Annotated in this window: 21 protein-coding genes and 1 tRNA gene; 10 read left to right on the top strand and 12 right to left on the bottom strand. The window is 67.2% G+C overall.

From position 1 onward, the window contains the following. Nucleotides 1–29 precede the first annotated feature (29 nt). Nucleotides 30–1,952, bottom strand: coding sequence for an ATP-binding cassette domain-containing protein (locus HMPREF3014_RS09875; protein ID WP_003091215.1), 1,923 nt, complete (start codon nt 1,950–1,952; stop codon nt 30–32). A 225-nt stretch (nt 1,953–2,177) separates the two neighbouring features. Between HMPREF3014_RS09875 and slt the strand changes: the two genes are divergently transcribed. Continuing rightward, nucleotides 2,178–4,106 (top strand): lytic transglycosylase Slt, encoded by a 1,929-nt coding sequence (gene slt, locus HMPREF3014_RS09870; protein WP_023087166.1) that lies wholly within the window; start codon nt 2,178–2,180, stop codon nt 4,104–4,106. A gap of 56 nt (nt 4,107–4,162) precedes the next feature. After that, nucleotides 4,163–4,549 (top strand): lysozyme inhibitor LprI family protein, encoded by a 387-nt coding sequence (locus HMPREF3014_RS09865; protein WP_003091225.1) that lies wholly within the window; start codon nt 4,163–4,165, stop codon nt 4,547–4,549. 43 nt (nt 4,550–4,592) lie between these two features. Here HMPREF3014_RS09865 and HMPREF3014_RS09860 read toward each other — a convergent pair whose 3' ends face one another. From HMPREF3014_RS09860 to HMPREF3014_RS09840, 5 genes are all read right to left on the bottom strand, one after another. Further along, nucleotides 4,593–5,399 carry an MOSC domain-containing protein gene (locus tag HMPREF3014_RS09860; protein ID WP_003113973.1) on the bottom strand — a complete coding sequence of 269 codons (807 nt, stop codon included), beginning with the start codon at nt 5,397–5,399 and terminating at the stop codon, nt 4,593–4,595. Between the two features lie 102 nt (nt 5,400–5,501). Beyond that, nucleotides 5,502–6,410, bottom strand: a complete 909-nt coding sequence (yegS, locus tag HMPREF3014_RS09855; RefSeq protein WP_003091230.1) for a lipid kinase YegS — start codon at nt 6,408–6,410, stop codon at nt 5,502–5,504. 74 nt (nt 6,411–6,484) lie between these two features. After that, a complete protein-coding gene (locus tag HMPREF3014_RS09850) occupies nt 6,485–8,044 on the bottom strand; it encodes an FGGY-family carbohydrate kinase (protein WP_003109491.1) in 1,560 nt (519 codons plus the stop codon). 20 nt (nt 8,045–8,064) lie between these two features. Further along, the gene (locus tag HMPREF3014_RS09845; RefSeq protein WP_019371622.1) at nt 8,065–9,645 is read right to left on the bottom strand and encodes a glycerol-3-phosphate dehydrogenase/oxidase; all 1,581 of its coding nucleotides are present in this window, start codon (nt 9,643–9,645) and stop codon (nt 8,065–8,067) included. Between the two features lie 5 nt (nt 9,646–9,650). Continuing rightward, nucleotides 9,651–11,246 (bottom strand): FAD-binding oxidoreductase, encoded by a 1,596-nt coding sequence (locus tag HMPREF3014_RS09840; RefSeq protein WP_003162439.1) that lies wholly within the window; start codon nt 11,244–11,246, stop codon nt 9,651–9,653. A gap of 176 nt (nt 11,247–11,422) precedes the next feature. Here HMPREF3014_RS09840 and HMPREF3014_RS09835 point away from each other — a divergent pair, with 176 nt between their 5' ends. Further along, on the top strand, nt 11,423–12,454 hold the full coding sequence (locus HMPREF3014_RS09835) for an AraC family transcriptional regulator GliR (protein ID WP_003091237.1): 1,032 nt from the start codon (nt 11,423–11,425) through the stop codon (nt 12,452–12,454). 28 nt (nt 12,455–12,482) lie between these two features. On the opposite strand, the gene glp is transcribed toward HMPREF3014_RS09835, so the two are convergent. After that, entirely contained in the window at nt 12,483–13,700 is a 1,218-nt protein-coding gene (gene glp / locus HMPREF3014_RS09830; protein WP_003091238.1) for a molybdopterin molybdotransferase MoeA, read from the bottom strand. After that, nucleotides 13,697–14,236: a molybdenum cofactor biosynthesis protein B gene (moaB, locus tag HMPREF3014_RS09825; RefSeq protein WP_003091240.1), complete on the bottom strand. Its 540-nt coding sequence runs from the start codon at nt 14,234–14,236 to the stop codon at nt 13,697–13,699. Before moaB ends, glp begins: the two co-directional genes overlap by 4 nt. Before the next feature lie 66 nt (nt 14,237–14,302). On the opposite strand from moaB, the gene mobA reads away from it, so the two are divergent. From mobA to HMPREF3014_RS09810, 3 genes are all read left to right on the top strand, one after another. Beyond that, entirely contained in the window at nt 14,303–14,899 is a 597-nt protein-coding gene (mobA, locus tag HMPREF3014_RS09820; protein ID WP_003109495.1) for a molybdenum cofactor guanylyltransferase MobA, read from the top strand. Between the two features lie 131 nt (nt 14,900–15,030). After that, complete coding sequence (locus HMPREF3014_RS09815; RefSeq protein WP_003091247.1) at nt 15,031–15,252, top strand: YgdI/YgdR family lipoprotein; 222 nt, start codon at nt 15,031–15,033, stop codon at nt 15,250–15,252. A 153-nt stretch (nt 15,253–15,405) separates the two neighbouring features. Beyond that, nucleotides 15,406–15,482, top strand: a tRNA-Pro gene (locus HMPREF3014_RS09810). 57 nt (nt 15,483–15,539) lie between these two features. Here the strand turns inward: HMPREF3014_RS09810 and HMPREF3014_RS09805 are convergent. The 3 genes from HMPREF3014_RS09805 to HMPREF3014_RS09795 all read right to left on the bottom strand — a co-directional run bounded on the left by HMPREF3014_RS09805 (nt 15,540) and on the right by HMPREF3014_RS09795 (nt 18,152). Continuing rightward, entirely contained in the window at nt 15,540–16,943 is a 1,404-nt protein-coding gene (locus tag HMPREF3014_RS09805) for a cytochrome b6 (protein WP_009876767.1), read from the bottom strand. A 366-nt stretch (nt 16,944–17,309) separates the two neighbouring features. Beyond that, the gene (locus HMPREF3014_RS09800) at nt 17,310–17,549 is read right to left on the bottom strand and encodes a glutaredoxin family protein (RefSeq protein ID WP_003109620.1); all 240 of its coding nucleotides are present in this window, start codon (nt 17,547–17,549) and stop codon (nt 17,310–17,312) included. 45 nt (nt 17,550–17,594) lie between these two features. Further along, nucleotides 17,595–18,152, bottom strand: coding sequence for a TetR/AcrR family transcriptional regulator (locus HMPREF3014_RS09795; protein ID WP_003109619.1), 558 nt, complete (start codon nt 18,150–18,152; stop codon nt 17,595–17,597). Nucleotides 18,153–18,317: 165 nt separating this feature from the next. Between HMPREF3014_RS09795 and HMPREF3014_RS09790 the strand changes: the two genes are divergently transcribed. From HMPREF3014_RS09790 to opdQ, 4 genes are all read left to right on the top strand, one after another. Further along, nucleotides 18,318–18,914, top strand: a complete 597-nt coding sequence (locus HMPREF3014_RS09790; protein WP_003091251.1) for a glutathione S-transferase family protein — start codon at nt 18,318–18,320, stop codon at nt 18,912–18,914. Between the two features lie 16 nt (nt 18,915–18,930). Continuing rightward, complete coding sequence (locus tag HMPREF3014_RS09785; RefSeq protein ID WP_023087165.1) at nt 18,931–19,863, top strand: pyridoxamine 5'-phosphate oxidase family protein; 933 nt, start codon at nt 18,931–18,933, stop codon at nt 19,861–19,863. After that, nucleotides 19,863–20,729 carry an MBL fold metallo-hydrolase gene (locus HMPREF3014_RS09780; RefSeq protein WP_023085398.1) on the top strand — a complete coding sequence of 289 codons (867 nt, stop codon included), beginning with the start codon at nt 19,863–19,865 and terminating at the stop codon, nt 20,727–20,729. The genes HMPREF3014_RS09785 and HMPREF3014_RS09780 overlap by 1 nt, the downstream gene beginning before the upstream one ends. 168 nt (nt 20,730–20,897) lie before the next feature. Then, a complete protein-coding gene (gene opdQ, locus HMPREF3014_RS09775) occupies nt 20,898–22,163 on the top strand; it encodes a porin OpdQ (RefSeq protein ID WP_003091257.1) in 1,266 nt (421 codons plus the stop codon). 184 nt (nt 22,164–22,347) lie between these two features. On the opposite strand, the gene HMPREF3014_RS09770 is transcribed toward opdQ, so the two are convergent. Then, the gene (locus tag HMPREF3014_RS09770; protein WP_003091258.1) at nt 22,348–23,556 is read right to left on the bottom strand and encodes an ammonium transporter; all 1,209 of its coding nucleotides are present in this window, start codon (nt 23,554–23,556) and stop codon (nt 22,348–22,350) included. Between the last annotated feature and the right edge of the window lie 447 nt (nt 23,557–24,003).

Genomic DNA, 24,003 nt, shown 5'->3' with positions numbered 1-24,003 from the left:
ATTGATGCAGCTCACTTTTTCGAGATAGATCAGTCTTCCAGTTCGGCCCAGCGCTCGAGCAAGGCATCGAGTTCCTGCTGCAACGCGTCCAGCCGCGCCAGGGTTTCGCGCTGCTCGTCCTGCGGGCGCAGATAGAAATCCTGCTGCGCGATGGTTTCCTGGACACCCGCCAGCTCCGCCTCGACCGCGTCGATCTGCCCGGGCAAAGCCTCCAGCTCGCGCTGCAACTTGTAGCTGAGCTTTTTCTTCGCCGGCGCCTCGCTCGGCGCCGCAGCAGCCGGCGCGGGTTCGGCGGCGGGCGCCAGCGCGGTATTCAGCTCGGCCTTGCCGCTCTTCGACTCGCTCACGCCGAGCAGGCGCGGCGTGCCCCCTTGGCGCAGCCAGTCCTGGTAGCCACCGACGAATTCGCGAACCTTGCCCTCGCCCTCGAAGACTAGGGTGCTGGTCACCACGTTGTCGAGGAAGGCCCGATCGTGGCTGACCATCAGCACGGTGCCCTGGAAGCCGAGCAGGACTTCCTCCAGCAGTTCCAGGGTTTCCACGTCGAGGTCGTTGGTCGGTTCGTCGAGCACCAGCAGGTTGGCCGGCTTGCTGAACAGCTTGGCCAGCAACAGGCGCGCGCGCTCGCCGCCGGACAACGCCTTCACCGGGGTGCGGGCGCGCTGCGGACTGAACAGGAAGTCGCCGAGATAGCTGAGCACATGCCGGTTCTGGCCGTCGATGGTGATGAACTCGCGGCCTTCGGAGATATTGTCGATCACCGTCTGCTCGGGTTCGAGCTGATGGCGCAACTGGTCGAAGTAGGCCACTTCCAGCTTGGTGCCCACCTCGATCTTGCCCGAGGTCGGCTGCAGGTCGCCAAGCAGCAGCTTGAGCAAGGTGGTCTTGCCGGTACCGTTGGCGCCGAGCAGGCCGATACGGTCGCCGCGCTGCAGGACCATGGAGAAGTCGCGTACCAGCGGCTGGCCGCCGGGATGGGCGAAGCTGACGTGCTCCACCACGATCACCTGCTTGCCGGACTTGTCCGCGCTTTCCAGCTGGAAGCTGGCCTTGCCCTGGCGCTCGCGGCGCTCGGCGCGTTCGCGACGCATTTCCTTCAGTGCCCGAACCCGCCCTTCGTTGCGCGTGCGGCGGGCCTTGATGCCCTGGCGGATCCACACTTCTTCCTGGGCCAGGCGCTTGTCGAACAATGCGTTGGCAGCTTCTTCGGCGGCCAGTTGCTGTTCCTTGTGCACCAGGAAACTGGCGTAGTCGCCGTTCCAGTCGATCAGGTGGCCACGATCCAGCTCGAGGATGCGGGTCGCCAGGGATTGCAGGAAGGCGCGGTCGTGGGTAATGAACAGCACCGCGCCGTTGAAGCCCAGCAGCGCTTCCTCGAGCCAGGCGATGGCGCCGATGTCCAGGTGGTTGGTCGGTTCGTCGAGCAGCAGCAGGTCCGGCTCGGCGACCAGCGCCTGGGCCAGCAGCACGCGCCGACGCCAGCCGCCGGAGAGTTCGGCGAGGGTCTTGTCGGCCGGCAACTGCAGGCGGCTGAGGGTGCTGTCCACCAGTTGCTGCAGGCGCCAGCCATCGCGCGCCTCGAGTTCCTGCTGGACCCGCGAGAGGCGCGCCAGGTCATCGTCGGTATGGATGTTCAGGCTCAGGTGGTGGTACTCGGCGAGCAGCTTGCCGACTTCCGCCAGACCCTCGGCCACCACGTCGAACACTGTCCGTTCGTCGGCACGCGGCAGTTCCTGGGGCAATTCGCCGATCTTCAGCGCCGGTGCGCGCCAGACTTCGCCGTCGTCGGCCTGCTGTTCGCCCTTGACCACCTTGAACAGGCTGGACTTGCCGGTACCGTTGCGCCCGATCACGCAGACCCGCTCGCCACGGCCGATCTGCCACGACACCTTGTCCAGCAAGGGAGTGGTGCCAAAGGCAAGGGATACATCGGTGAACTTGAGCAGGGTCATGGGCGCCTCCGGAAACAGGGCGCGCATTTTACGCCGGATAGGCATCGGATGGCACGGCGCTTTCACCGCCATGCCGCAACGGCTAAGCTTAGGCGAGCCATCCGCCCGGCTTCGGGCGCGCCCCGCGACAGCGGTCGCGCGCCAGTCCCGCGAGCGGTCGAAACGCCCGTAGGCAGCCGTTGCGGACCTGCCGACGTTACCCGACATCACCTGCCCGGATAAGTCATGCGCGGTCGCCTGTTCACTCTCGTTTCCTGCCTTTTGCTCAGTATTTCCTCCGTCGACGCGGTCCACGCCGCTTCCCTGACCGAACAACGCCGTCTCTACGACCAGGCCAAGGCCGCCCTGGCCAAGGGCAACAGCGCGCCCTACATGGCCTCGCGCAGCGCCCTGCGCGATTACCCGCTGGAACCCTACCTGGCCTACGACGAACTGACCCACCGGCTGAAGTCCGCCAGCAACGAGGAGGTCGAGCGCTTCCTCACCGAACACGGCGACCTGCCGCAGATCGGCTGGCTGAAACTGCGCTGGCTGCGCCTGCTGGCCGACCGCGACGACTGGAAGACCTTCGTCAACTACTACGATCCGAAGCTGAACTTCACCGAACTCGACTGCCTGTATGGCCAGTACCAGCTGGGCCACGGCCAGAAGGCCGAAGGCTACGCCACCAGCGAACGCCTGTGGCTGGTCGGCAAGTCGCAGCCGGCTGCCTGCGACACCCTGTTCGGCCTCTGGCAGGGCGAAGGCCAGCTCACCGAGGAAAAGGTCTGGAAACGCCTCAAGCTGGCCGCCGAAGCGCGCAACTACAGCCTCGCCTCGCACCTCGCGCAGCGCCTGCCGACCCTCGGCAACCAGGGCGCGCTGATGGTCAGCGTGGCGCAGAACCCCGCCCAGCTGAGCCAGACCGGCCGCTTCAGCCAGCGCGACCATGCCACCGCCGACGTGGTCGGTCTCGGCCTGCGCCGCCTGGCGCGGCAGGACCCGGAAAAGGCCCTTAGCCTGCTCGACTACTACAGCTCGGCGCTACCCTTCTCCAGCGACGAGAAGGTCGCCATCGCCCGCGAGATCGGTCTCAGCCTGGCCAAGCGCTTCGATCCGCGCGCACTGCCGCTGATGACCCAGTACGATCCCGGCCTGCGCGACAACACCGTCACCGAATGGCGCACCCGCCTGCTGCTGCGCCTGGGCCGCTGGGACGAAGCCTACGCGCTGACCCGCAAGCTGCCCCAGGATCTTGCCGCCACCAGCCGCTGGCGCTATTGGCAGGCACGCAGCCTGCAACTGGCGCAGCCGAACAGCAAGGAGCCGATCGCGCTGTACCAGAAGCTCGCCGGCGAGCGCGACTTCTACGGCTTCCTCGCCGCCGACCGCCTGAGCGTGCCGTACAAGCTCGGCAACCGTCCTGCGCACATCGACCCGCGCGTCCTGCAACGCGTACGCAACGCCGCCAGTACGCGCCGGGCCATGGAGTTCTTCAACCGTGGCGAAGTGATCAACGCCCGCCGCGAGTGGTACCACGCCGCGCGCCTGTTCGATCGCGACGAGCTGATCGCCCAGGCCAGGCTGGCCTACGACATGCAGTGGTATTTCCCGGCGATCCGCTCGATCAGCCAGGCGCAGTACTGGGACGACCTGGACATCCGCTTCCCGATGGCGCACCGCGCCACCCTGGTGCGCGAAGCGAAGAACCGCGGCCTGCACTCCAGTTGGATCTTCGCCATCACCCGGCAGGAAAGCGCGTTCATGTCCGATGCCCGTTCCGGAGTCGGCGCCACCGGGCTGATGCAGCTGATGCCCGGCACCGCCAAGGAGACCTCGCGCAAGTTCGGCATCCCGCTGGCCTCGACCCAGCAACTGATCGTGCCCGACGTCAACATCCGCCTCGGCGCCGCCTACCTGAGCCAGGTGCATAGCCAGTTCAACGGCAACCGGGTACTCGCCTCGGCCGCCTACAACGCCGGTCCGGGCCGCGTCCGCCAGTGGCTGAAAGATACCCGCCACCTGGCCTTCGACGTGTGGATCGAGACCATTCCGTTCGACGAGACTCGCCAGTACGTGCAGAACGTGCTGTCCTATGCGGTGATCTACGGGCAGAAGCTCAATGCGCCGCAGCCCATCGTCGACTGGCACGAACGCTACTTCGACGATTTCTGACCCCCAACCCGGCCCGGACGCCCGGGCCTTTCCAGTACCTTGAAAAGGACCTCAAGATGAACAAGCCCCTCGCCACCGCCCTGCTCGCCGCCTCCAGCCTGCTGCTCGCCGACGGCGCCCTGGCCGCCGACGCCTGCGGTACGCCGCGCAACGCCTTCGACAGCGTGTATTGCCGCAGCGGCGAGTTTTCCCAGGCCGACCGCGAGCTGAACCAGCAGTTCGGCACCCTGCGCAAGCACCTGAACGACGGCCAGAAAGCCCTGCTGAAGAAGAGCCAGATCGCCTGGATCAAGGAGCGCGACGCGGCCTGCAGCGAAAGCAAGGACAACGGTTATTTCGTCAACCTCGACTGCGCCACCGAGAAGACCCGCCAGCGCCTCGACTTCCTCCGCGAACGCGAGCGCGAGTGCCTGAGCACCGGTTGCGTCGACGCCAAGCTCTGATCGCCGGCAATGGCCGCCCGCCGCAACGGCGGGCGACCGTTCCTCAGTCGAGGATTTCCACCGGCATCCCCACCTCCAGGCTGCCCTGTCCCAGCGCAATCAGGTTCTGCCCGAACAGCACCGCGCCATCCTTTTCCCGGTAGGTCTTCAGGGTCGTCAGCGGCTCGCGGTCCTCGTTGCGCTCGCCGGTCGCCGGATCCAGGGTGGTGAGGATGCAGCGGGAACAGGGCTTGGCCACGACGAACTCGACCGAGCCGATGCGGATGCGTTTCCAGCCGTCCTCGGCGAACGCGGCGCTGCCTTCCACCACCAGGTTGGGACGGAAGCGCAGCATCTCCAACGGCCGGCCGACCCGCTGGCTGAGGTCGTCGAGCGAAGCCTGGCCGATCAGCAGCAGCGGGAAACCGTCGGCGAAATGCACCTTCTGCCCCGGTTCGGCGTAGCCGGTATCGACCTGCCGCGCGCGCGCCTCGGGAATGTGCACCAGGCGCGTCGGGCGGCCGAGGAAGCGCGTCAGCCAGTCCGCTGCGGCGTCGCCGGCATCCGGCGCCTGCAAGGTATCGCGCCAGACCGTGACGCCACGCAGGTTGGCGTCGGCTGCCGGTACTTCGAGGCTCAGCTCGGACATCCCCGGCGCATTCAGCCGCAGGACCTCCGGCGCCGCCCAGCGCGCCTGGATACGCCCCAGCTGCGGCAGCAGGCGCTGGGTGAAGAAACGTCCGGTTTCGGTGTCCACCGCCATCCAGCGTCGGTCGCCGACCACGCCCAGCGCATCGAGCGCGACGCGCTCCAGGGACTCGGCGGCGGAAGACTTGATCGGATAGCGGTACAGCGCGGAGAGACGGAACATGGAACCAGCATCCTTGGTGGAAAGATGCTGTTATACGGTGTCGCGGGAAAGGCCGACAAGACACAGACGCCACTCCAGGCAGCGGATCAGTCGGCCCCGCCCTCAGTCCTCGCGCGGCGGCTCGCGCAACAACGGCGAGCCGGCCGGCAAGTGCACGCGCAGCGCGCCCGGGGAAACCGAGAAACGCAGCTTGCGTCCTTCCAGCGGCTCGCCGTCGAGATTGACGTCGAGACCTTCCGCCGCCTCCACTTCCAGCCATGGCACCCGCGCGCGGACGAACAGGCTTTCCACTCCGTTGCCACCGCCGAGCAGGGTGCCCAGGGTACCGACCATGTCCTGCGGCGTCGGCAGGATGCTCACGTCCAGCAGGCCGTCGTCCACTCGCGCTTGCGGACACAGTACGTGCCCGCCGCCGGCCTGGCGCCCGTTACCGATGCCCAGGGCGAGGAACTCGCCTTCCCACTGGAAGTCCGGGGCGCTGAAACGGCCCTGGGCGGCATGCACTTCGGAAAAACGGGTCAACCCGGTCAACAGGTAGGCGGCACCGCCGAGAACCTTCTTCAGGTCCTCCGAGGTATTCGCCGTGACCTTCGAACCGAAGCCGCCAGTGGCCATGTTGAGGAACAGCTTGCCGTTCACCTCGCCCAGGTCGATCGGCCGCGCCGTCTGGTCGAGCAGCGCCAGCGCCGCGGCCGGTTCCAGGGGAATCCCGGCGGCGCGGGCGAAATCGTTGGCGGTGCCCAGCGGCAGGATCGCCAGGCTCGCCTCGCCTCGCCCGCGCGCCAGCGCTTCGGCCACCTCGCGCAGCGTGCCGTCGCCACCGCCCGCGACCAGCGTCGCATAGCCGGCCGCCAGCGCCTCCTCGACGATGCGCCGGGCGTCGCCGTCCTCCCAGGTTACCCGCACCGCCAGCTCCCGCCCGGCCTCGCGCTGTGCCGCGACCGCGGCACGAACCTCTTCGTTGCCCGCCTGCTTGCCGTGCAGGACCAGCAGAACCTTGTCCTTGTCCATCGAACCGAACCCCTCGTCGTGGCCTTGTCTTTGCCTATTGACCGCGTATCCGGGACGGAAGTGCGGCGCCCGGTTCAGGCAGGGTAGCCGGTAATCTCGCGAATGCTGCGGTAGAGCGGGCGCAACTGGCGATACATGCGCAGGTAGACCTCGCCATAGAGCCGCTGGTAGATCTGCCGGGCTTCCGCCTGGGGCAGGAAAACCCGGCCGACGCGGGTCATCCCGGCCACCGCGCTGGCGACGTCCGGATAGAGGCCGAGCCCCACCGCGCAGTCGATCGCCGCACCCAGGCCGGACGCCTCGTAGACATGCGGGCGCTCGGCCGGCAGGCCGAAGATGTCGGCGGTGAGCTGCATCGCCGCGTCGCTCTGCGAGCCGCCGCCGGCCACGCGCAGGCGCACGATCGGCGTGCCCGAACGCTTCTCGATGCGCTCCTTGCCCTGGCGCAGGGCATAGGCCAGGCCCTCGAGGATGGCCCGGTAGATGTGCGCCCGGGTATGCACGTCGCCGAAACCGATCATCGCCCCCTTGGCCTCCAGTCCCGGTTCGCGGATTCCCGGCGACCAGTAGGGTTGCAGGGTCAGGCCCATCGAGCCGGGCGGCACGCCGTTGACCAGTTCGTCGAACAGTTGCTCCGGCTCGACCCCCTGCTCGCGCGCCTGCTGCATCTCGCGCAAGCCGAACTCGCGCTTGAACCAGCTGACCATCCAGTAGCCGCGATAGATCATCACCTCGGTATTGAAATGATCGGGAATCGCCGCCGGATAGGGTGGAATCAGCGGCACGGTTTCCAGGTAGCGGGCGCGAGTGGTGTTGATGGTCGCCGTGGTGCCATAGGAGAGGCAGGCGATGGTGGGCTCCAGCGCACCTGCGCCGAGCACCTCGCAGGCCTTGTCGGCCCCCGCGGCGATCAACGGCAGGCCTTGCGGAATGCCGGTGTGCCGGCTGGCCTCGGCGCTGATCTCGCCGAGCCGCTCGCCCGGCTTGAACAGCTCCGGCAACTGCTCGCGGCGTACCGCCAGCGCCTGCCATTTCCAGTCGCGCGGCGCGGCCCAGCGCAGGCGCTTGTAGTCGAACGGCAGGTAGGCAACGCAGCACCCCACCGAGTCGACGAAACGGCCGGTCAGGCGGTGGCTGAGAAAGCCGGAAAGCAGCAACACCTTGTCGGTCTTCGCAGCGATCTCCGGCTGCTCCTGGGCCACCCAGTTGACCTCGGCCTGGGCGCGGAAATGCTCCACCGCGCCCTCGGCGCCGACCAGCTTGAACAGCCAGCCCCAAGGCCCCCTGATGCGCTCGCGGACCTCCGCCCGGCGCTGGTCGAGCCAGAGGATCGCCGGACGCAACGGCCTGCCCTCGGCATCGACGTGGATCACCGTGCCACGCTGGGTGGTCAGCGACACCCCGCGGATGAGCCCGCGATCGATGTCCACCTGGTCCCAGAGCCGCCGACAGGCCTCGCCGAGCATCGCCCAGTAGTACTCGGGGTCCTGTTCGGCCCAGCCCGGATGCTTCGAGTAGTAGGCCTCCAGCTCCACCTTGCCCTTGCCCAGCAGGTTGCCCTGCAGGTCGAACAGCAGGGCGCGCACGCTCTGGGTGCCATTGTCGATCGCCAGCAGATAGTTCTTATCGTTCATCTCGTTCTCGTCTCGGCTGGTCAGACGGGCAGGCTGTAGTGCCGGCGCCAGAGGTCCAGATAGGCCTGTTGCTCACGTTCCCAGCGCGGGTCGTCCCAGCCCAGGCGCGCTTGGCAGAGTGCGCGGATACGCGGCAGGTATGCCGCGCCGCCTCCGGGCAACAGCAGGCCGAGGCGGGTGCGGCGCAACAGCAGGTCATCGAGATGCAGCACCATTTCCGCCTCGGAGGCGAACGCCAGTTCGGCCCAGAGCGTTTCGCTGGCACCCACGCAGTCCGTTCCGAGGGTGTCCACCAGCCGCTTGAGGCGGACCAGGTCGCGTCCGTAGCGACCGGCCAGGCGGCGTCGCTGGCCGCTGCCGAGCCCGTCGATGAGCGGGCCTTCGCAGGCGCCGAACACCGCCGCGCCATCGTCCGTGACCGTGCGCCCGAGCAGCGCCGCGCAGGCTTGTAGCACCTCCACCGCCAGCGGCCGGAAGGTGGTCAGCTTGCCGCCGGCCAGGGTCACGCAGCCCGGCTCGCGCCAGAGCACATGCTCGCGTTTCTCGTCGGAAGGCTTGCCGCTGTCGTCGCCGCTGCTGACCACCGGTCGCACGCCGGCCCAGGTCGACAGCACGTCGCGCGCCTCGATGGCAGCGGCGGGAAACTGCTGGGCGCAGGCCGCCAGCAGGTAGTCGAGTTCGGCGCGGCTGATCCGCGCGTCCTCCCCAAGGCCGTCGCGATGGTCGAGATCGGTGGTGCCGACCACCGTCGCGCCCTCCCAGGGGAACACGAACACCGGTCGCCGGTCCGTGGCGTGCATGAAGCTGAAGGCATGGGCCACCGGCAGGCGCCAGGCCGGCAGCAATAGATGGCTGCCGCGCAGCGGGCGGATGTGCTCGCTTCCGCCGGGCTGGCGCAACTCATCGGCCCAGGCCCCGGTGGCCAGCGCCAGGGCGCGGCAGCGAAAGTCGAAAAGCTCGCCGCTCTCGCGGTCCTCGGCGCGCAGGCCGACCACCTGGCCGCCCTCGCGCAGCAATTCGCGCACACGCATGCCGTTGAATGCCTCGCCGCCGTCGTGACGCGCCTCGGCCAGCACCCGCAGCACCAGGCGCGCATCGTCGGTCACCGCATCGAAGAATCGCGTGCCGCCGAGCAGCCGTTGTTCCTTCAGGCCCGGCGCCAGGTAGCGCAACGCGGCGGCGTCGTAGAAACGGTGGTTGCGCCGCCCGGCAAGGGCGTCGTACACGCTCAGCAGGCCGCCGAATAGCCGCGGGCCGGGAAAGCCGCCGCGGTAGTGGGCCATCACGAAGCTCAACGGCTCCACCAGCCCAGGCGCCTCGCCGAGCAGGCGCTGGCGCTCGCGCACCGAGTCGCGGGTCAGCCGCCACTGGCCCTTGGCGATGTAGCGCAGGCCGCCATGGACCATCTTCGACGAGCGGCTCGAGGTGCCCCAGGCGAAGTCCCGCTGCTCCAGCAGCAGGCAGCGCCAGCCGCGCCGCGCGGCTTCGCGGAGGATGCCGGCACCGCTGATGCCGCCGCCGACCACGATCAGGTCCCACTCCTGCCCCGCCAGCGCCGGCAGGCGGCGGCGACGCCACTCCTCGTTCCAGGCTGAAGTCATTCCGCTCAGTCCTGCAGCAGGGTGCCGCGGTTGAGCCGCCCGGCCGGGTCGAAGTGACCGGCCATGGCACGCAGCGCGGCGACGCCCAGTTCGCCCTTCTCGCGGGGCAGGTAGGGTGCGTGGTCCTTGCCGACGCCATGCTGGTGGCTGATGGTGCCACGATTGTCGACGATCGCCTGGCTGGCCGCATGCTTGAGACGCTTCCAGCGCTCCAGCGTCGCCGCATAGCTCGCGGCCGGACGGAACACGTAGGTGGTATAGATGCTCGACCCCTCGCCATAGACATGCGAGAGGTGGGTGAACACATGGACCCTCTCGCCCTCGGCGGCCAGGCCGTCGCGCAGGCTGGCCTCGATCTTCTGCAGCAGGCCGTCGACGTTGCTCCAGTCGGTGGCGGTCTCCAGGGTGTCCACGGCGTAGCCCGCCTGCCACAGGGCCTCGCGCAGGTAGGGGAAGCGGAAGCGGTTCTGCGCCCACTTGCGCCCCAGCAGGGTGCCGGTGAAGACCCCGCCGAAGCGTTTCAGCAAGGCCTTCGCCTGGCTCAACGACAATCCGTTCTGCCGACGGTTGCCAGTCACGCCGAAGGTCAGCATGCACTTGCCCTCGCCCGCGCCGCGCAGTGCCAGGTATTTCTCCAGCCAGGCGATCTGTCCGGGATGGCCGGCCAGGGCCAGTTGGGTCATGGTTTCCACGGCGTTGGACAGGCGCAGCATCGACAGCGGCACGCGCGCCTGGGCCAGCTCGCGGGTGGCTTGCTGGGCCTGCTGCCAGTTCGGCAGGAAGACGCTGTAGAAGCGCTCGTCCTCGGCCAGCGGCGAGACCCGCACCTTCACCGAGGAAATGATCCCGAAGCGTCCCTCAGAGCCCAGCACCAGTTCGCGCAGGTCCGGTCCCGCCGCGGATGCCGGGAAGGTAGCGATTTCAAGCGGCCCGGCGAAGGTCTCCAGGGTCCCGCCGGCGAAAAGTTGTTCGATCCGCCCGTAGCGCAGCGACTGCTGGCCACTGGAGCGGCTGGCGACCCAGCCACCGAGGGTCGACAACTCCCAGGACTGCGGGAAATGCCCGAGCGTGTAGCCCAGCGCACGCAACTGGCTCTCCACCTGCGGGCCGGCGGCGCCGGGGCCGAAGGTCGCGACCAGGCTCTCGCGGTCCAGATCGAGCAGGCGGTTCATACGCTCCAGCGAGACCGTCAGTACCGGCCGCCGCGAGGCTTGCGGATTGATATGGCCGGCCACGGAAGTACCGCCGCCATAGGGAATCAGTTGCAGGTCGCGGGAGTCGGCCAGGGCCAGCAACTCGCGGATCTGCTCGGCGGTTTCCGGATAGGCCACGGCGTCCGGGTAGACGCCGAAGTCGCCCTCGCGCATCGCCAGCCAGTCCGGCAGGCTCTGCCCGCGGGCATGCAGCAGACGCTCACGGGGGTCGATGCTGTAGCGCGGATCGGCCTCCAGGCGCGACGCCGGGACCTTCGCCAGCGCCGCCTCCAGGCTGGCGTCCGGCAAGCGTGCGCCCTGCCCGACCAGTTCCGCCAGGAACCCACGGGCGCTGTCCGGCAATTCGACCACGGTGCTTTCTTCGCCCCAGCCATTCCAACGACGCATGAACCTCTCCCCTCGCTTGTCGCGGCAACCTGTTTATCGGAACCTTTCTGGCTGCCTATACTAGCCAGCCGCCCTCGCCTGTCACTGTCGGATCGAGACACTCCCTGTGACCGATCAAGACAGCCGGCACGCACGCCGGACGGCCTGTTCCACCCGCCACGACAAGAACAACGACCATGCAGACCCTTGGCTCCACCTCGGTTCCGGCCCTGCTGAAGTACCTGCGCCACGCCGAACGGCTCGGCCTGGACATCGCCCCTGCCCTGGCCGCCGCCGGCCTCCAGGCCGACCAGCTCAACGACAATCGCCAGCGCCTGCCGGGCGAAGCCCACGAGCGCCTGCTCGGCTATTTCTGCGAGCATTCCGGCGATCCCCTGTTCGGCCTGCATTCGGCGCGCTTCGTCCAGCCCGGCTCCTGGAGCGTGCTCGGCTACATCGCGATGAACTGCGCCACCCTGGGCGAGGCCATGAGCCGCATCACGCCCTACGAGAAGCTGGTCGGCGACATGGGCACCAGCCGCATCGAGGCGGCCGGCGGGCAGGTCCGGCTGATCTGGAACTGCCGCCACCAGACACCCCTGGTACGGCGCCACATGGTCGAGCACGTCCTGGCTTCCTGGGTCCTCTACGCGCGCTGGATCGCCGACCTGGAAGGTTCGCCGGACGAGGTCTGGCTGGAACACGACCTGCCGGACGGAACCCGCGTGGAAGACTACGAGACCTTCTTCGGCTGTCCGGTGCGCTTCACCCAACCCTGTTCGGCGCTGCTGGTACCACTGGACTACCTGGCGCTGCCGCTGCGCCAGGCCGACGCGACGCTGCTGCGCACCCTGGAAGAACATGCCCTGGCGCTGATGGCCGAGCTGGACGATGACGAGCCGCTGCCGCTGCGGGTGAAGAACGCCCTGCGCCAGCTACTCAAGGACGGCCTGCCGCGCAAGGAACGGGTGGCGGAGAAGTTCGGCATGACCGTACGCACCCTGCAACGCCACCTGCAGCAAGCCGGCAGCAGCTACCAGCAGACCCTCGACGAACTGCGCCGCGAACTGGCCGAGCACTACCTGCTGCATAGCGAGCTGCCGATCCAGGACATCGCCCAGTACCTGGGCTTCACCGAGTCGCGCTCGTTCCATCGCAGTTTCAAGGGCTGGACCGGGCAGACGCCCGGCGAGTACCGGCAACGGCGGAAGGAGCCGGCGGCGCAATGAGAACGGCGGCCATCCGGCCACCGTCGGCTCAGTCGAGCAGTTCGCTCAGCGGAATGAACGCCACGCCCTCGCCTTCCACGAGGGTACGTCCCTCGCGGACCTCCACCAGCCCCTCGGCCCAGGAAGCGCTGCGCAGTACCCCGGAACTCTGGTTCGGATAGAGCACCGCGCGGCCCTGCTCCAGGCGACCACGCAGGTACTCGCGACGCTGCCCCGCCTTGGTCCAGGCGAAGCCGGCCGGTACCTCCACCCGCAGCGGCGCGACCTGCGCCACGCCGAGCCGGCGCAGCAGGTAGGGACGCGCCAGCAGGGCGAAGGTGACCAGGGTCGAAGCCGGATTGCCCGGCAGGCCGATCACCGGGATGCTCTGGAACTGGCCGACGGTCAGCGGCTTGCCGGGTTTTATCGCCAGCTTCCAGAGGGTCAGCTCGCCGGCTTCGCGCAGCGCCATGCCGAGGAAGTCGGCCTCGCCCACCGATACGCCGCCAGTGGAAAGGATAAGGTCCACCCCGGCCAACCCGGCCAGGCGCTCGCGGGTACGTGCCAGGTCGTCGGGAAGGATACCGGCGTCGAGCACGTCGCAGCCCAGGCGTTGCAGCCAATCCTTGAGCAACGGACGGTTGCTGTTGTAGATCTGCCCGGCCTGCAGCGGCTGGCCCGCCTCGACCAGCTCGTCGCCGGTGGACAGCAGCGCCACCCGCGGCTTGCGTCGCACCTCCAGGGTCGCGCAGCCGAGCGAAGCCGCCAGCCCCAGTTCGATGGAGCGCAGGCGCGTGCCGGCCGGCAGGACCAGGTCGCCCTGGCGGATTTCCTGGCCACGCGGGCGCACATGCTGGCCCGCGCGCAACGGCTGGGTGAAGCGCACGCGGCCATCGTCGAGCGCTTCGGCGTTTTCCTGCATCTCTACCAGATCGGCGCCTTCCGGCAGCGGCGCACCGGTGAAGATCCGCGCACAGGTACCCGCTTGCAGCGGCTCCGGCGCCTGTCCGGCAAAGATCTTCTGGCTGACCGGCAGTGGCTCGCCGTTCCAGTCGGCGAGGCGCAAGGCGTAGCCGTCCATGGCGCTGTTTGGCCACGGCGGCAGGTCCAGGCCGGCCAGCAGGTCGACCGCCAGCACGCGGCCGCCAGCCTGCTCCAGGGGCACCTGCTCACACGTATCGATAGGCGTTTGCGCGGCCAGTTCGAGGAGCCGTTCCAGCGCCGTCTCGACCGGCATCAGCCCCGGCTGTTCGCAGCAGCCGCTCACCCGCGGCTCTCGCAGGGCGCCGCCTGTTTCAGGTGCGGGACGAAGTTGCACGGGCGATGACGGGCGTCCAGTTGCTCGACGAGGATGCCTTCCCAGGCAGTGCGGCAGGCATTGGTGGAGCCCGGCAGGCAACAGACCAGGGTACCGTTGGAAAGCCCGGCCAGGGCCCGCGACTGGATGGTGGAGGTACCGATGTCGGCCAGCGAAATCTGCCGGAACAGCTCGCCGAAGCCGTCCACCTGCTTGTCCAGCAGGCAGGCCACCGCTTCCGGGGTGCTGTCGCGGCCGGTGAAACCGGTGCCGCCGGTGATCAGCACGACCTGCACGCTGTCCTCGGCGATCCAGGTCGCGACCTGTGCGCGGATCCGGTACAGGTCATCCTTCAGCAGCACGCGAGCGGCCAGGTTGTGCCCGGCCTCGGTCAGGCGGTCGACGAACAACTGGCCTGAGGTATCGGTTTCCAGGGTACGGGTATCGCTGACGGTCAGGACGGCGATGTTCAACGGCACGAATGCCGTTTCGGCCTTGTGGCTCATGGGGTTGGCCCTTGCTTGTGGACGTGATCGCGGTGTTATATCACAGGCCCGACACGGAGACCCCAGATGCCCGATAGCGCCCTGCCCCCCTGCTCCATCCTTCTCCTGGCGGGAGGCCGCGGCCAGCGCATGGGCGGTCGCGACAAGGGCCTGATCGAGTGGCAGGGCCTGCCCCTGATCGCCCACCTGCATCGCCTGGTGCGCCCGCTCACCGATGACCTGATCGTCTCCTGCAACCGCAACCAGGAACGCTATGCGGCCTATGCCGACCGCCTGGTGAGCGACGACAGCCGAGACTTCCCCGGCCCGCTCGCCGGCATCCGCGCCGGCCTGGCGGTGGCCCGGCATCCCTGGCTGCTGGTGCTGCCCTGCGACGCGCCGCGCATCGACCGCGCCTTGCTGGAAACCCTGCTGCAGGCCGCCGGCCGCACACCGGCGCGCCCCTGGATGCTGCGCTGCGGCGGCCAGTGGGAACCGCTGTTCAGCCTGATCCCGACGCACCTGGCCGAAGAGATAGAACACGCCTGGCGCCAGGGCGACCGTAGCCCACGCCACGTCCTGTTGCCGCTTGGAGCGGAGGCCATCGAGCTGGCCGCGGGCGATCCGCGGCTGGCCAACCTGAACACCCCCGAGCTGTTGGCTAATCACCGCGAACTGAAGTAAAACGGAAGGGACGTCGAGTCGAATTTTCTCGAAGGTGGGGGGAACACTCGTTTTTAGGGGGGAACTCTTCCTAGAACTCGTCTGTCAGAAACTCGTAACTTCAAAGTCTGACCGCACAGGAGAACTGCGCAATGATCAAGCGGATGCTACCCGCCCTCCTCCTCGCCGTAGGCCTCGGCGCCCTCGCGGGTTGTTCCAGCCCTACCGTGATCACCCTCAACGACGGACGTGAAATCCAGGCCGTAGACACCCCTTCCTATGACGAGGATTCCGGCTTCTACGAGTTCGAACAGCTCGACGGCAAGCGCGCCCGCGTGAACAAGGACCAGGTCCGCACCGTCAAGGAACTCTGATACCGTCGCGTAACAGGTTTTCCTGAAGACCCCGTCGACTCGAACGAGCGACGGGGTCTTTGCTTTTCCGCCCAGGGAAACCGGGGCTCGAAAAAAAGTTCATCTAACCCCTTGTGTACCAAAACTTTTTCTGTAGAATGCGCCCCAACAAAACGGAGCGTAGCGCAGCTTGGTAGCGCGTCTCGTTCGGGACGAGAAGGTCGCTGGTTCGAATCCAGTCGCTCCGACCATATCCCGAAAAACCCGCCTCAACGGCGGGTTTTTTATTGCCTGCGATTCGGTCTTTCTCACAGGGTACGCAGGTAGGCCACCAGGTCGCCCTTCTCTTCCGCGGACAGCTTGCGCTCCAGCACCAGGTTGAAGAACTCCACCGTGTCCTCCAGGGTCAGCAGGCGGTCGTCGTGCAGGTACGGCGGCGAATCCTTGATCCCGCGCAACGGGAAGGTCTTGATCGGCCCGTCGGCGGACGCCATCACGCCATTGACCAGTTTCGGATCGTAGAAGCGCTCCACCTTCAGGTTGTGCATCAGGTTGTCGGTGAAGTAAGGCGGCGCATGGCACCCGGCGCAGGCCGCCTTGCCGTAGAACAGCTTTTCGCCACGCAATTCCTGCTCGCTGGCCTTGCGCGGATCGAGCCGCCCCTCCACATCCAGCTTCGGTGCCGGGGGGAAGTCCAGCAGCGCCTGGAACTCACCCATGAAATGCACCTGACTGCCACGCTCGAGCACGTTCACCCCCTTCTTGGTGGCGATTACCGGATCGCCGTCGAAGTAGGCGGCACGCTGCTCGAACTCGGTGAAGTCCTCGACGGTCTTCAGCGCCCTCTGCGAGCCGAACAGCCGCTGGATGTTCACCCCGCGCAGCGTCGGCGTGTCGATGCGGTGGCGGAACGGTTGCGGGCGCACATCGCCGGCCAGGTGGGTAGCGGCATTGGTGTGGCCGTTCGCATGGCAGTCGAAGCAGGCCACGCCGCGGCTCGGATGCTCGCTACGGCGATCGTCGGTGAGGTTGAACTGCTGCTGCGGAAAGGCCGTTAGCAGCAGGCGCAGCCCTTCCAGTTGCTTGGGATTGAGAATCCCGTTGAACAGCTCGAAATAGTTGTCGATGGTCACCAGCTTGCCCTTGGACACATCGCCCAGGTCAGGCCGGGTGGTAAGGAACATCGGTGCCGGGAATTCCGGCAGGAAGTGGTCCGGCAGGTCGTAGTCGAGGTCGAAACGGGTCAGGTCGCGGCTTTCCTGGCGCTTGATCTCGTCGATGAGGAACTTGGGAAAGACCATCCCGCCTTCGGCATGGTTGGGGTGTGGCAGCGGCAGGAAGCCACCGGGGAACAGCCCCTGCTTGCGGATTTCCTCGGGGCTCAGCCTGGCCAGCTCCTCCCAGCTGGTGCCGGCCGGCAGCTTCACCCGGACCCCTTCCTGCAGCGGCTTGCCGCGCGTCATGCTGGCACCCTTGGCCGGCCTGTCGCTGAGATCGTAACGCTGCTCGAGAAGCGTCTTGTGGGCCTGCTCGATCGACGGCTTGTTCGCCGTCATGCGCTTCATGATGGTGGCGAAGTCCTCGTTGATCACCACCGGCGAATAGCTGGAAGTCTTGCTTGGCTGCTCATCCCCCGCGACCACGGCGGATTGCAGCCCCAGGGCGAGCGGCATGACCCAGAGGGCATGGCGCGTCCAGGCGGGCGTTTTCATCAGGCGTCCTCTTTCGTTATGAGGAAACGCCGAGCCTCGTCGTCCCGACCCCACACCCCGGCGGTCCGCGACAGCGGACCGAACGACCTGCGACGCGTCCTGCGCCACGCGGGTTCCCGGCTGTTTCCAGTCAGTCCTGAAGGGAACTCAGGGTTTATCCATCGCCCTTAGGCCTAGCCGAACGCAGCCTGCCGAGCCAATAGGCTCAGGCTATGAAAACCATTGAGAAACGCCTATGCATCGCTTCGCCAGCATCGCCGAAGCCAGGCACCGCGCGGCATGGGGGAAGGAAGCGGAACGCAGTCCGGTTTGCGCATAGCGCGCGGGGTTACCAGCGGTGCCGCGCTTAGCGCGAATGAATAGGCATCAGCGGCTGAGGAAGGCTGCGACCTGCTCGGCCTCGAACGGCCAGTTCAGCTCGGCGCCATTGTCGCAGCGGCGCAGCACCGGGATCCGCAGGCCATAGCGCTCGACCCAGGCTTCGTCGTCGGCGATGTCCACCAGTTCGACCAGCAGGCCATGTTCGACGAAGGGCATCAGCACCGCCTCCGCGACTTCGCAGAGGTGGCAACCGAGGGTTCCGAAGAGTTGGCATTCCGGGGGCATCGAAAGGACCTGTGCAGTGTTTCGCGGCGATGGTAGCACCCGCGCTCAGATGCCAGCGACCTGCAACAGACTTTCGGCCGCCTGCCGGGCCTCGCGGGCCTGGTCCGCCGGCCCGTGGATGTGCGCCATCACCAGGGCGCCCTCCATCAGGTATTGCAACTGCCGCGCAAGCAGTGCCGCCGAACGCACGCCCAGGCGCTCCAGCTGGCGCTGGAAATAGGCTTCGACGAAGGCCTTTTGCTCGGCCGCCTGGCGATGGATCGGATGCGAGCGCTCATGGAACTCGGCGGCGGCATGGATGAAGGCACAGCCACGGAACGCCTCGTCCTGGAGGAACTCCTGCAGACCATCGAACACCGCCAGGATCGCCGCACGCGGCTGCAACCGTGCCTCGGCTTCGAGCATGCGTTCGGCGGTGCGCTGCCGACGCACCTCCAGGGCGGCCATGATCAGTTCGTCCTTCGAGCGAAAGTGTTTGTACAGCGTCATCTTCGCCACGCCGGATTCGGCCAGGATGCGGTCGATGCCGGTGGCGTGGTAACCCTCGCGATAGAACAGGTCGACGGCGGTGCTGAGCAGTTGCTCGCGTTTGCGGGATGTCATGGAAAGCCTCCTGAGCGGCCCATTATGCGCGACCCTGCCGCCCCCTTGAACCGCTCTGCGTCGCTCCCCGGACGAATACCGACGGAAAAAGGCGAACGCGTGCCTTGAAATATACAGACCTGTCTGTCTAATATCCAGACACCAATACCCGCCTGGAACCCTCAGATGAAACTCCATGACCTGGATCTCTCCGGCAACGCCTACAAGGTCCGCCTGTTCCTCTCCCTCATCGGCCGCGAGGCGACGCTGCGGCCGGTCGATTTCCTCAACCGCGAGCACAAGACCCAAGCCTTCCTCCGCATGAATCCCCGCGGGCAGATCCCGGTGCTGGAAGACGGCGAGCTGCAACTGGGCGACTCCCATGCCATCCTCGTCTATCTGGCGCGACGCCATGCCGATCCCGTGTGGTATCCGCTCGACCCCGTCAGCCAGGGCCGAATCGCCTACTGGCTCAGCTATTCGGCCAACGAGGTGCAGAACGGTCCGGCCAGCGCCCGGCTGATCGCCCGCTTCGACCTGCCGCTGGATCGCGAGCAGACCCACCAGCGAGGCCTGGAAGTGCTGCGCCTGGTCGAGCGGCACCTGGCCGAGCATCGCTGGCTGGCCCAGGGCGAACAGCCGAGCATCGCCGACGTGGCCCTCTACCCCTACCTGGCCCTGGCCCCCGAGGGCGGCCTGGCGCTGGACCACTACCCGGCGCTGAACGCCTGGATCGCCCGCATCCGCGCGCTGCCCGGCTACATCCCGATGCCCGGCCTGTAGCTCGACAGGAGGCAGCATGAGCCAGGAACAGAACCCCTTCCACGCCGGCGAACTGGCGATCCAGGAACGCGCCGGCGTTCGCGAGCAGGTCGCCGGCTTCGGCAGCCGCGCGATCCGCACCTTCATGCCGGACCAGCATCGGGAGTTCTTCGCCCTGCTACCGCTGTTGCTGGTGGGCAGCCTCGACGCCGACGGCTACCCCAGCGCCTCGGTGCTCTGGGGCCCCCCCGGCTTCGCCCGTTCGCCGGAACCGACCCGCCTGCGCATCGACAACCTGCCGCAAGCGGACGATCCGCTGGCGGCCAATCTCGAGGCTGGCACCCGCCTCGGCATCCTCGGCCTGGAATGGCCGACACGCCGCCGCAACCGCATGAATGGACGGGTCCTGGCGCAGGACGGAAAGGGTTTCACGGTCGGCGTCGAGCAGTCCTTCGGCAACTGTCCCAAGTACATCCAGGCGCGCAGCCATCAGCCCGTCTCCAGGATCGCAAGTCCCGCGTTGCAGGGCGAAGGACTCGATCCGCGCTGGCTGTCGCTGGTCTCGCGCAGCGATACGCTGTTCATCGCCAGCCAGCATGCCGACCCACTCAGGGGCGGCGTCGACGTCTCCCATCGGGGCGGGCCGCCGGGCTTTCTCCGGCTCGGCGCGGATGGCCGCCTGTGGTTGCCCGACTACGCCGGCAACCGCCTGTTCAATACCCTCGGCAACCTGCTCCAGGAGCCTCGCTGCGGCCTCCTGTTCATCGATTTCGACAACGGCGACCTGCTGCACCTGCACGCCGAGGCCGAGCTGTTCTGGCCGGGTTCGCAGCCATCCATCCCCTGGCCCGCCGGCGCCGAGCGCCTGCTGGCGTTGCGCCCCGCAGGCTGGCGCTGGCGGCGCGGCCGCCTGCCGCTGGCATTCGGCGAGCCCCAGCCATCCCCTTTTCTTCCTGCCGGTGAATCTTGATGCCTTTCCTGTATCGCCTTGCCTCGTTGTTGCTCGCCCTCCTCGTCCTGCCGGTGCAGGCGGCGGAAATGCGAGTCGCCCTGTTGCGCACCTCGGGAGTGGAAACCCTCGATGCGCTCACCGTCGACGGCGGCTCCTGGGTGCGCCGGGTGCCGCTCAGCCATACCGCGGTGCTGATCGAGCACCACGCCGCCACCCTGCTCTTCGACACTGGCCTGGGGCGCGACATCGACGCCCAGTTCCGCGCCGACATGCCTTGGTGGGCAGCGCCGCTGTTCGCTTACCAGAAAGTCGTCCCGGCGCGCGACCAACTGGACGCAGCCGGTATCCGCGTCGATCGCATCCTGCTGTCCCACGCACACTGGGATCACGCCTCGGGCCTGGTCGACTTCCCCGAAGTACCGGTCTGGGCACCCTACGAGGAGATCGCCTTCAGCCGCATCGCCACCCCGCCGGCCGCCTTCCCCAGCCAATTCCGCCATGGCGTGCGCTGGCGACCTTACAGCTTCGATCCGCGGCCGTTCATGGGCTTCGACGAAAGCCTCGACCTGTTTGGCGACGGCCGCCTGGTGCTGGTCCCCCTGCCCGGCCATACGCCCGGCTCGGTCGGTCTGTTCGTCACCCTCGACAGCGGGCGCCGGCTGTTCTTCAGCGGCGACACCAGTTGGCGACTCGAAGGCGTCGAAGGCCCACGGCAGAAATTCTTCGCCGGCCGCGCCCTGGTCGATCGCGATCCCGCGCGCACCCTCGCGCAACTGGCGAAGATCCGCCTACTGCTCCGCAGCGACCCGCGCCTGAGCGTGATTCCGGCGCACGATGCGCGGGTCCAGGCCGCCCTGGGCTACTTCCCGCACTGGCTGGAATAGCGGGAAAGCCCGTCCTAGACAGGGTTCGTGCCAATTCGCGGCCACCCTCGACTAATGTCTAACAGTGGCCGTCTTCCTGTAGTGCTTAAGTAACCGGGCTGTCACAGGCCGACGTGGCGTCACGCCGCCGCCATCGGCCTGCCCCAAGCGCTCGAGGAGACAATAACAATGAGCATGACCCCGATCGCCCGTGCCGTGGCTTTTGCCGCGCTGGGTTCCAGCATTACCGTCCCAACCCTGGCCCATGCCGAGTTCATCAAGGACAGCAAGGCCAGCATCGAACTCCGCAACTTCTACTTCAACCGTGATTTCCGCCAGGAAGGCGCCAGCCAGTCCAAGGCCGAGGAATGGGCCCAGGGCTTCCTCCTGCGCTACGAGTCCGGCTACACCGAGGGCACCATCGGTTTCGGCGTCGACGCCATCGGCCTGCTCGGGGTGAAGCTCGACTCCAGCCCCGACCGCAGCGGCACCGGCCTGCTCAAGCGCGACCGCGAGACCGGCCGCGCCCAGGACGACTATGGCGAGGCAGGGATCACCGCCAAGCTGCGGGCGTCGAAGAGCACCCTGAAGATCGGCACCCTGACCCCCAAGCTGCCGGTGATCATGCCCAACGACAGCCGCCTGCTGCCACAGACCTTCCAGGGCGGCGCGCTGAACTCCATGGAGATCGACGGCCTGACCCTCGACGCCGGGCGCCTGAAGAAGGTCAACCAGCGCGACTCCTCGGACAACGAGGACATGACCATCACCGGTGGCGGCAAGCGCAACATCGTGGTCCGTTCCGGGCTGACTTCGGACAAGTTCGACTTCGCCGGCGGCAGCTACAAGTGGACCGACAACCTCAGCACCAGCTACCACTACGGCAAGCTCGACAACTTCTACAAGCAGCATTACCTCGGCCTGGTGCACACCCTGCCGATCGCCGACAAGCAGTCGCTGAAATCCGACATCCGCTGGGCGCGCTCCACCGACGACGGTTCCAGCAACGTCGACAACAAGGCGCTCAACGCCATGTTCACCTACAGCCTCGGCTACCACGCCTTCGGCGTCGGCTACCAGAAGATGAGCGGCGACACCGGCTTCGCCTACATCAACGGCGCCGACCCCTACCTGGTGAACTTCATCCAGATCGGCGACTTCGCCAACAAGGACGAGAAATCCTGGCAGGCGCGCTACGACTACAACTTCGCCGGCGTCGGCATTCCCGGCCTGACCTTCATGACCCGCTACGTCAAGGGCGACAACATCGACCTGCTGACCACCTCGGGCGAAGGCAAGGAATGGGAACGCGACATGGACATCGCCTACGTGTTCCAGAGCGGCCCGTTGAAGAACCTCGGGGTGAAGTGGCGCAACGCGACCATGCGCACCAACTACACCAACGACTACGACGAAAATCGCCTGATCGTCAGCTACACGCTGCCGCTCTGGTAACGGCAGGCCCCGCGGATAGCCGCGCTACGGCCATCCGCCCCTCCCCAGAGCCCCGCGGCGGAACGAAGAGGCCACCCTTGGGTGGCCTCTTTCATGGCGGGATGCCTCGCTCGCAGCGTGCAGGACGGATAGCGCCTGGGGCGTTATCCGCCGATACCCCACCGGACCAAGGAAGTCCGCCCCCTCATTCGTGGCTGATCGCGCCGATCTTGTGGATCGACAGGTCCGCGCCGTAGTACTCCTCCTCCTGGCTCAAGCGGATGCCCAGCAGCGCCTTCATCAGCCCATAGACCAACAGGCCGCCGGCGAAAGCCACCGTCACCCCCAGCAGGCTGCCGAGCGCCTGGCTGGCCAGGCTCACCCCGCCGAGCCCACCCAATGCCTGCTGGCCAAAGATGCCGCAGGCAATCCCGCCCCAGACCCCGCAAAGACCGTGCAACGGCCAGACACCGAGGACGTCGTCGATCTTCCAGCGCACCTGGGTCGCGGTGAACGCCCAGACGAACAGGGCCCCCGCCACCAGGCCGGTAGCCAGCGCGCCGATCGGATGCATCAGGTCGGAACCGGCGCACACCGCCACCAACCCGGCCAGCGGACCGTTGTGCAGGAAACCCGGGTCGTTGCGGCCGATCAGCAGCGACGCCATGGTGCCGCCAACCATCGCCAGCAAGGAGTTGACCGCCACCAGCCCGCTGACCCCAGCGAGGGTCTGGGCGCTCATCACGTTGAAGCCGAACCAGCCGATGATCAGGATCCACGACCCCAGTGCCAGGAACGGGATGCTCGACGGCGCCATCGCCACCAGCTTGCCGTCGCGATAGCGGCCGTTGCGGCTGCCCAGCAATAGCACCGCCGCCAATGCCAGCCAGCCGCCCAGCGCATGCACCACCACGGAGCCGGCGAAATCGTGGAAGGGCGCGCCGAACTCCAGCTTCAGCCATTCCTGCAAGCCGAAATTGCCGTTCCACACCAAGCCTTCGAAAAACGGGTACACGAAGGCCACGATCAGCGCCGTGGCGCACAACTGCGGACCGAACCTGGCACGCTCGGCGATGCCGCCGGAGATGATCGCCGGGATTGCCGCGGCGAAGGTCAGCAGGAAGAAGAACTTCACCAGCGCATAGCCACTGTCCACGGTCAGCGCCGCCGCCGGATGGAAGAAAGTCACGCCGTAGGCAATCCAGTAGCCGACGAAGAAATAGGCCAGCGCCGAGATGGCGAAGTCGGACAGAATCTTCGACAGGGCGTTGACCTGGTTCTTCAGGCGCACGGTGCCCACCTCGAGGAAGGCGAAGCCGGCGTGCATCGCCAGCACCATCACCGCTCCGAGCAGGATGAACAGGGTATTGGAGCCGTGGATCAGGACTTGCACCGCACTATTCAGGTTATCCATGGATTGAGGCAGCCTTCGCGCGTAGAGAGAAAGCACCAGAAACGCCCACGCCCGCCCTTCAACGCACCATGACGAAGCAGTAGTCGTCGTGCGAACCGCCGCTTTTCTTCGGCAGACGTTTCGCAAGGTGCCTGAGGCAGCATGGAAAGCTCCCGGACTTTCCTTGATTTTCATTGGGTTGGACGTTCATCCCGAAGTACCCTCCGGGAGCGCCTGGCGCCCTCGCGAGGGGCATTCCGGCCGACGTGCGCACCAGGGAATTGCAAGCGCCATACCAGTTCGCGCCCCGTTGCGAGGCAGCCGGATGGGCGTCATCTCGCCGCAGCCGCGCCGACAGGCACGCTGTGGCAGTCTTTAATGAAAGGAACGCCGGGAGCGACCGGCAACGCGCGGAAATTACCCACCGGTTGAACCTTCCGCCCCGCGCTCGGCTCGAAAAAACACACC

Origin of the sequence: Pseudomonas sp. HMSC065H01 (assembly GCF_001815235.1) — a bacterium.
Lineage (GTDB): Bacteria > Pseudomonadota > Gammaproteobacteria > Pseudomonadales > Pseudomonadaceae > Pseudomonas > Pseudomonas aeruginosa.
Note: the sequence above shows the minus strand (reverse complement) of the source record. Positions and strands in the feature narration are given on the sequence as shown.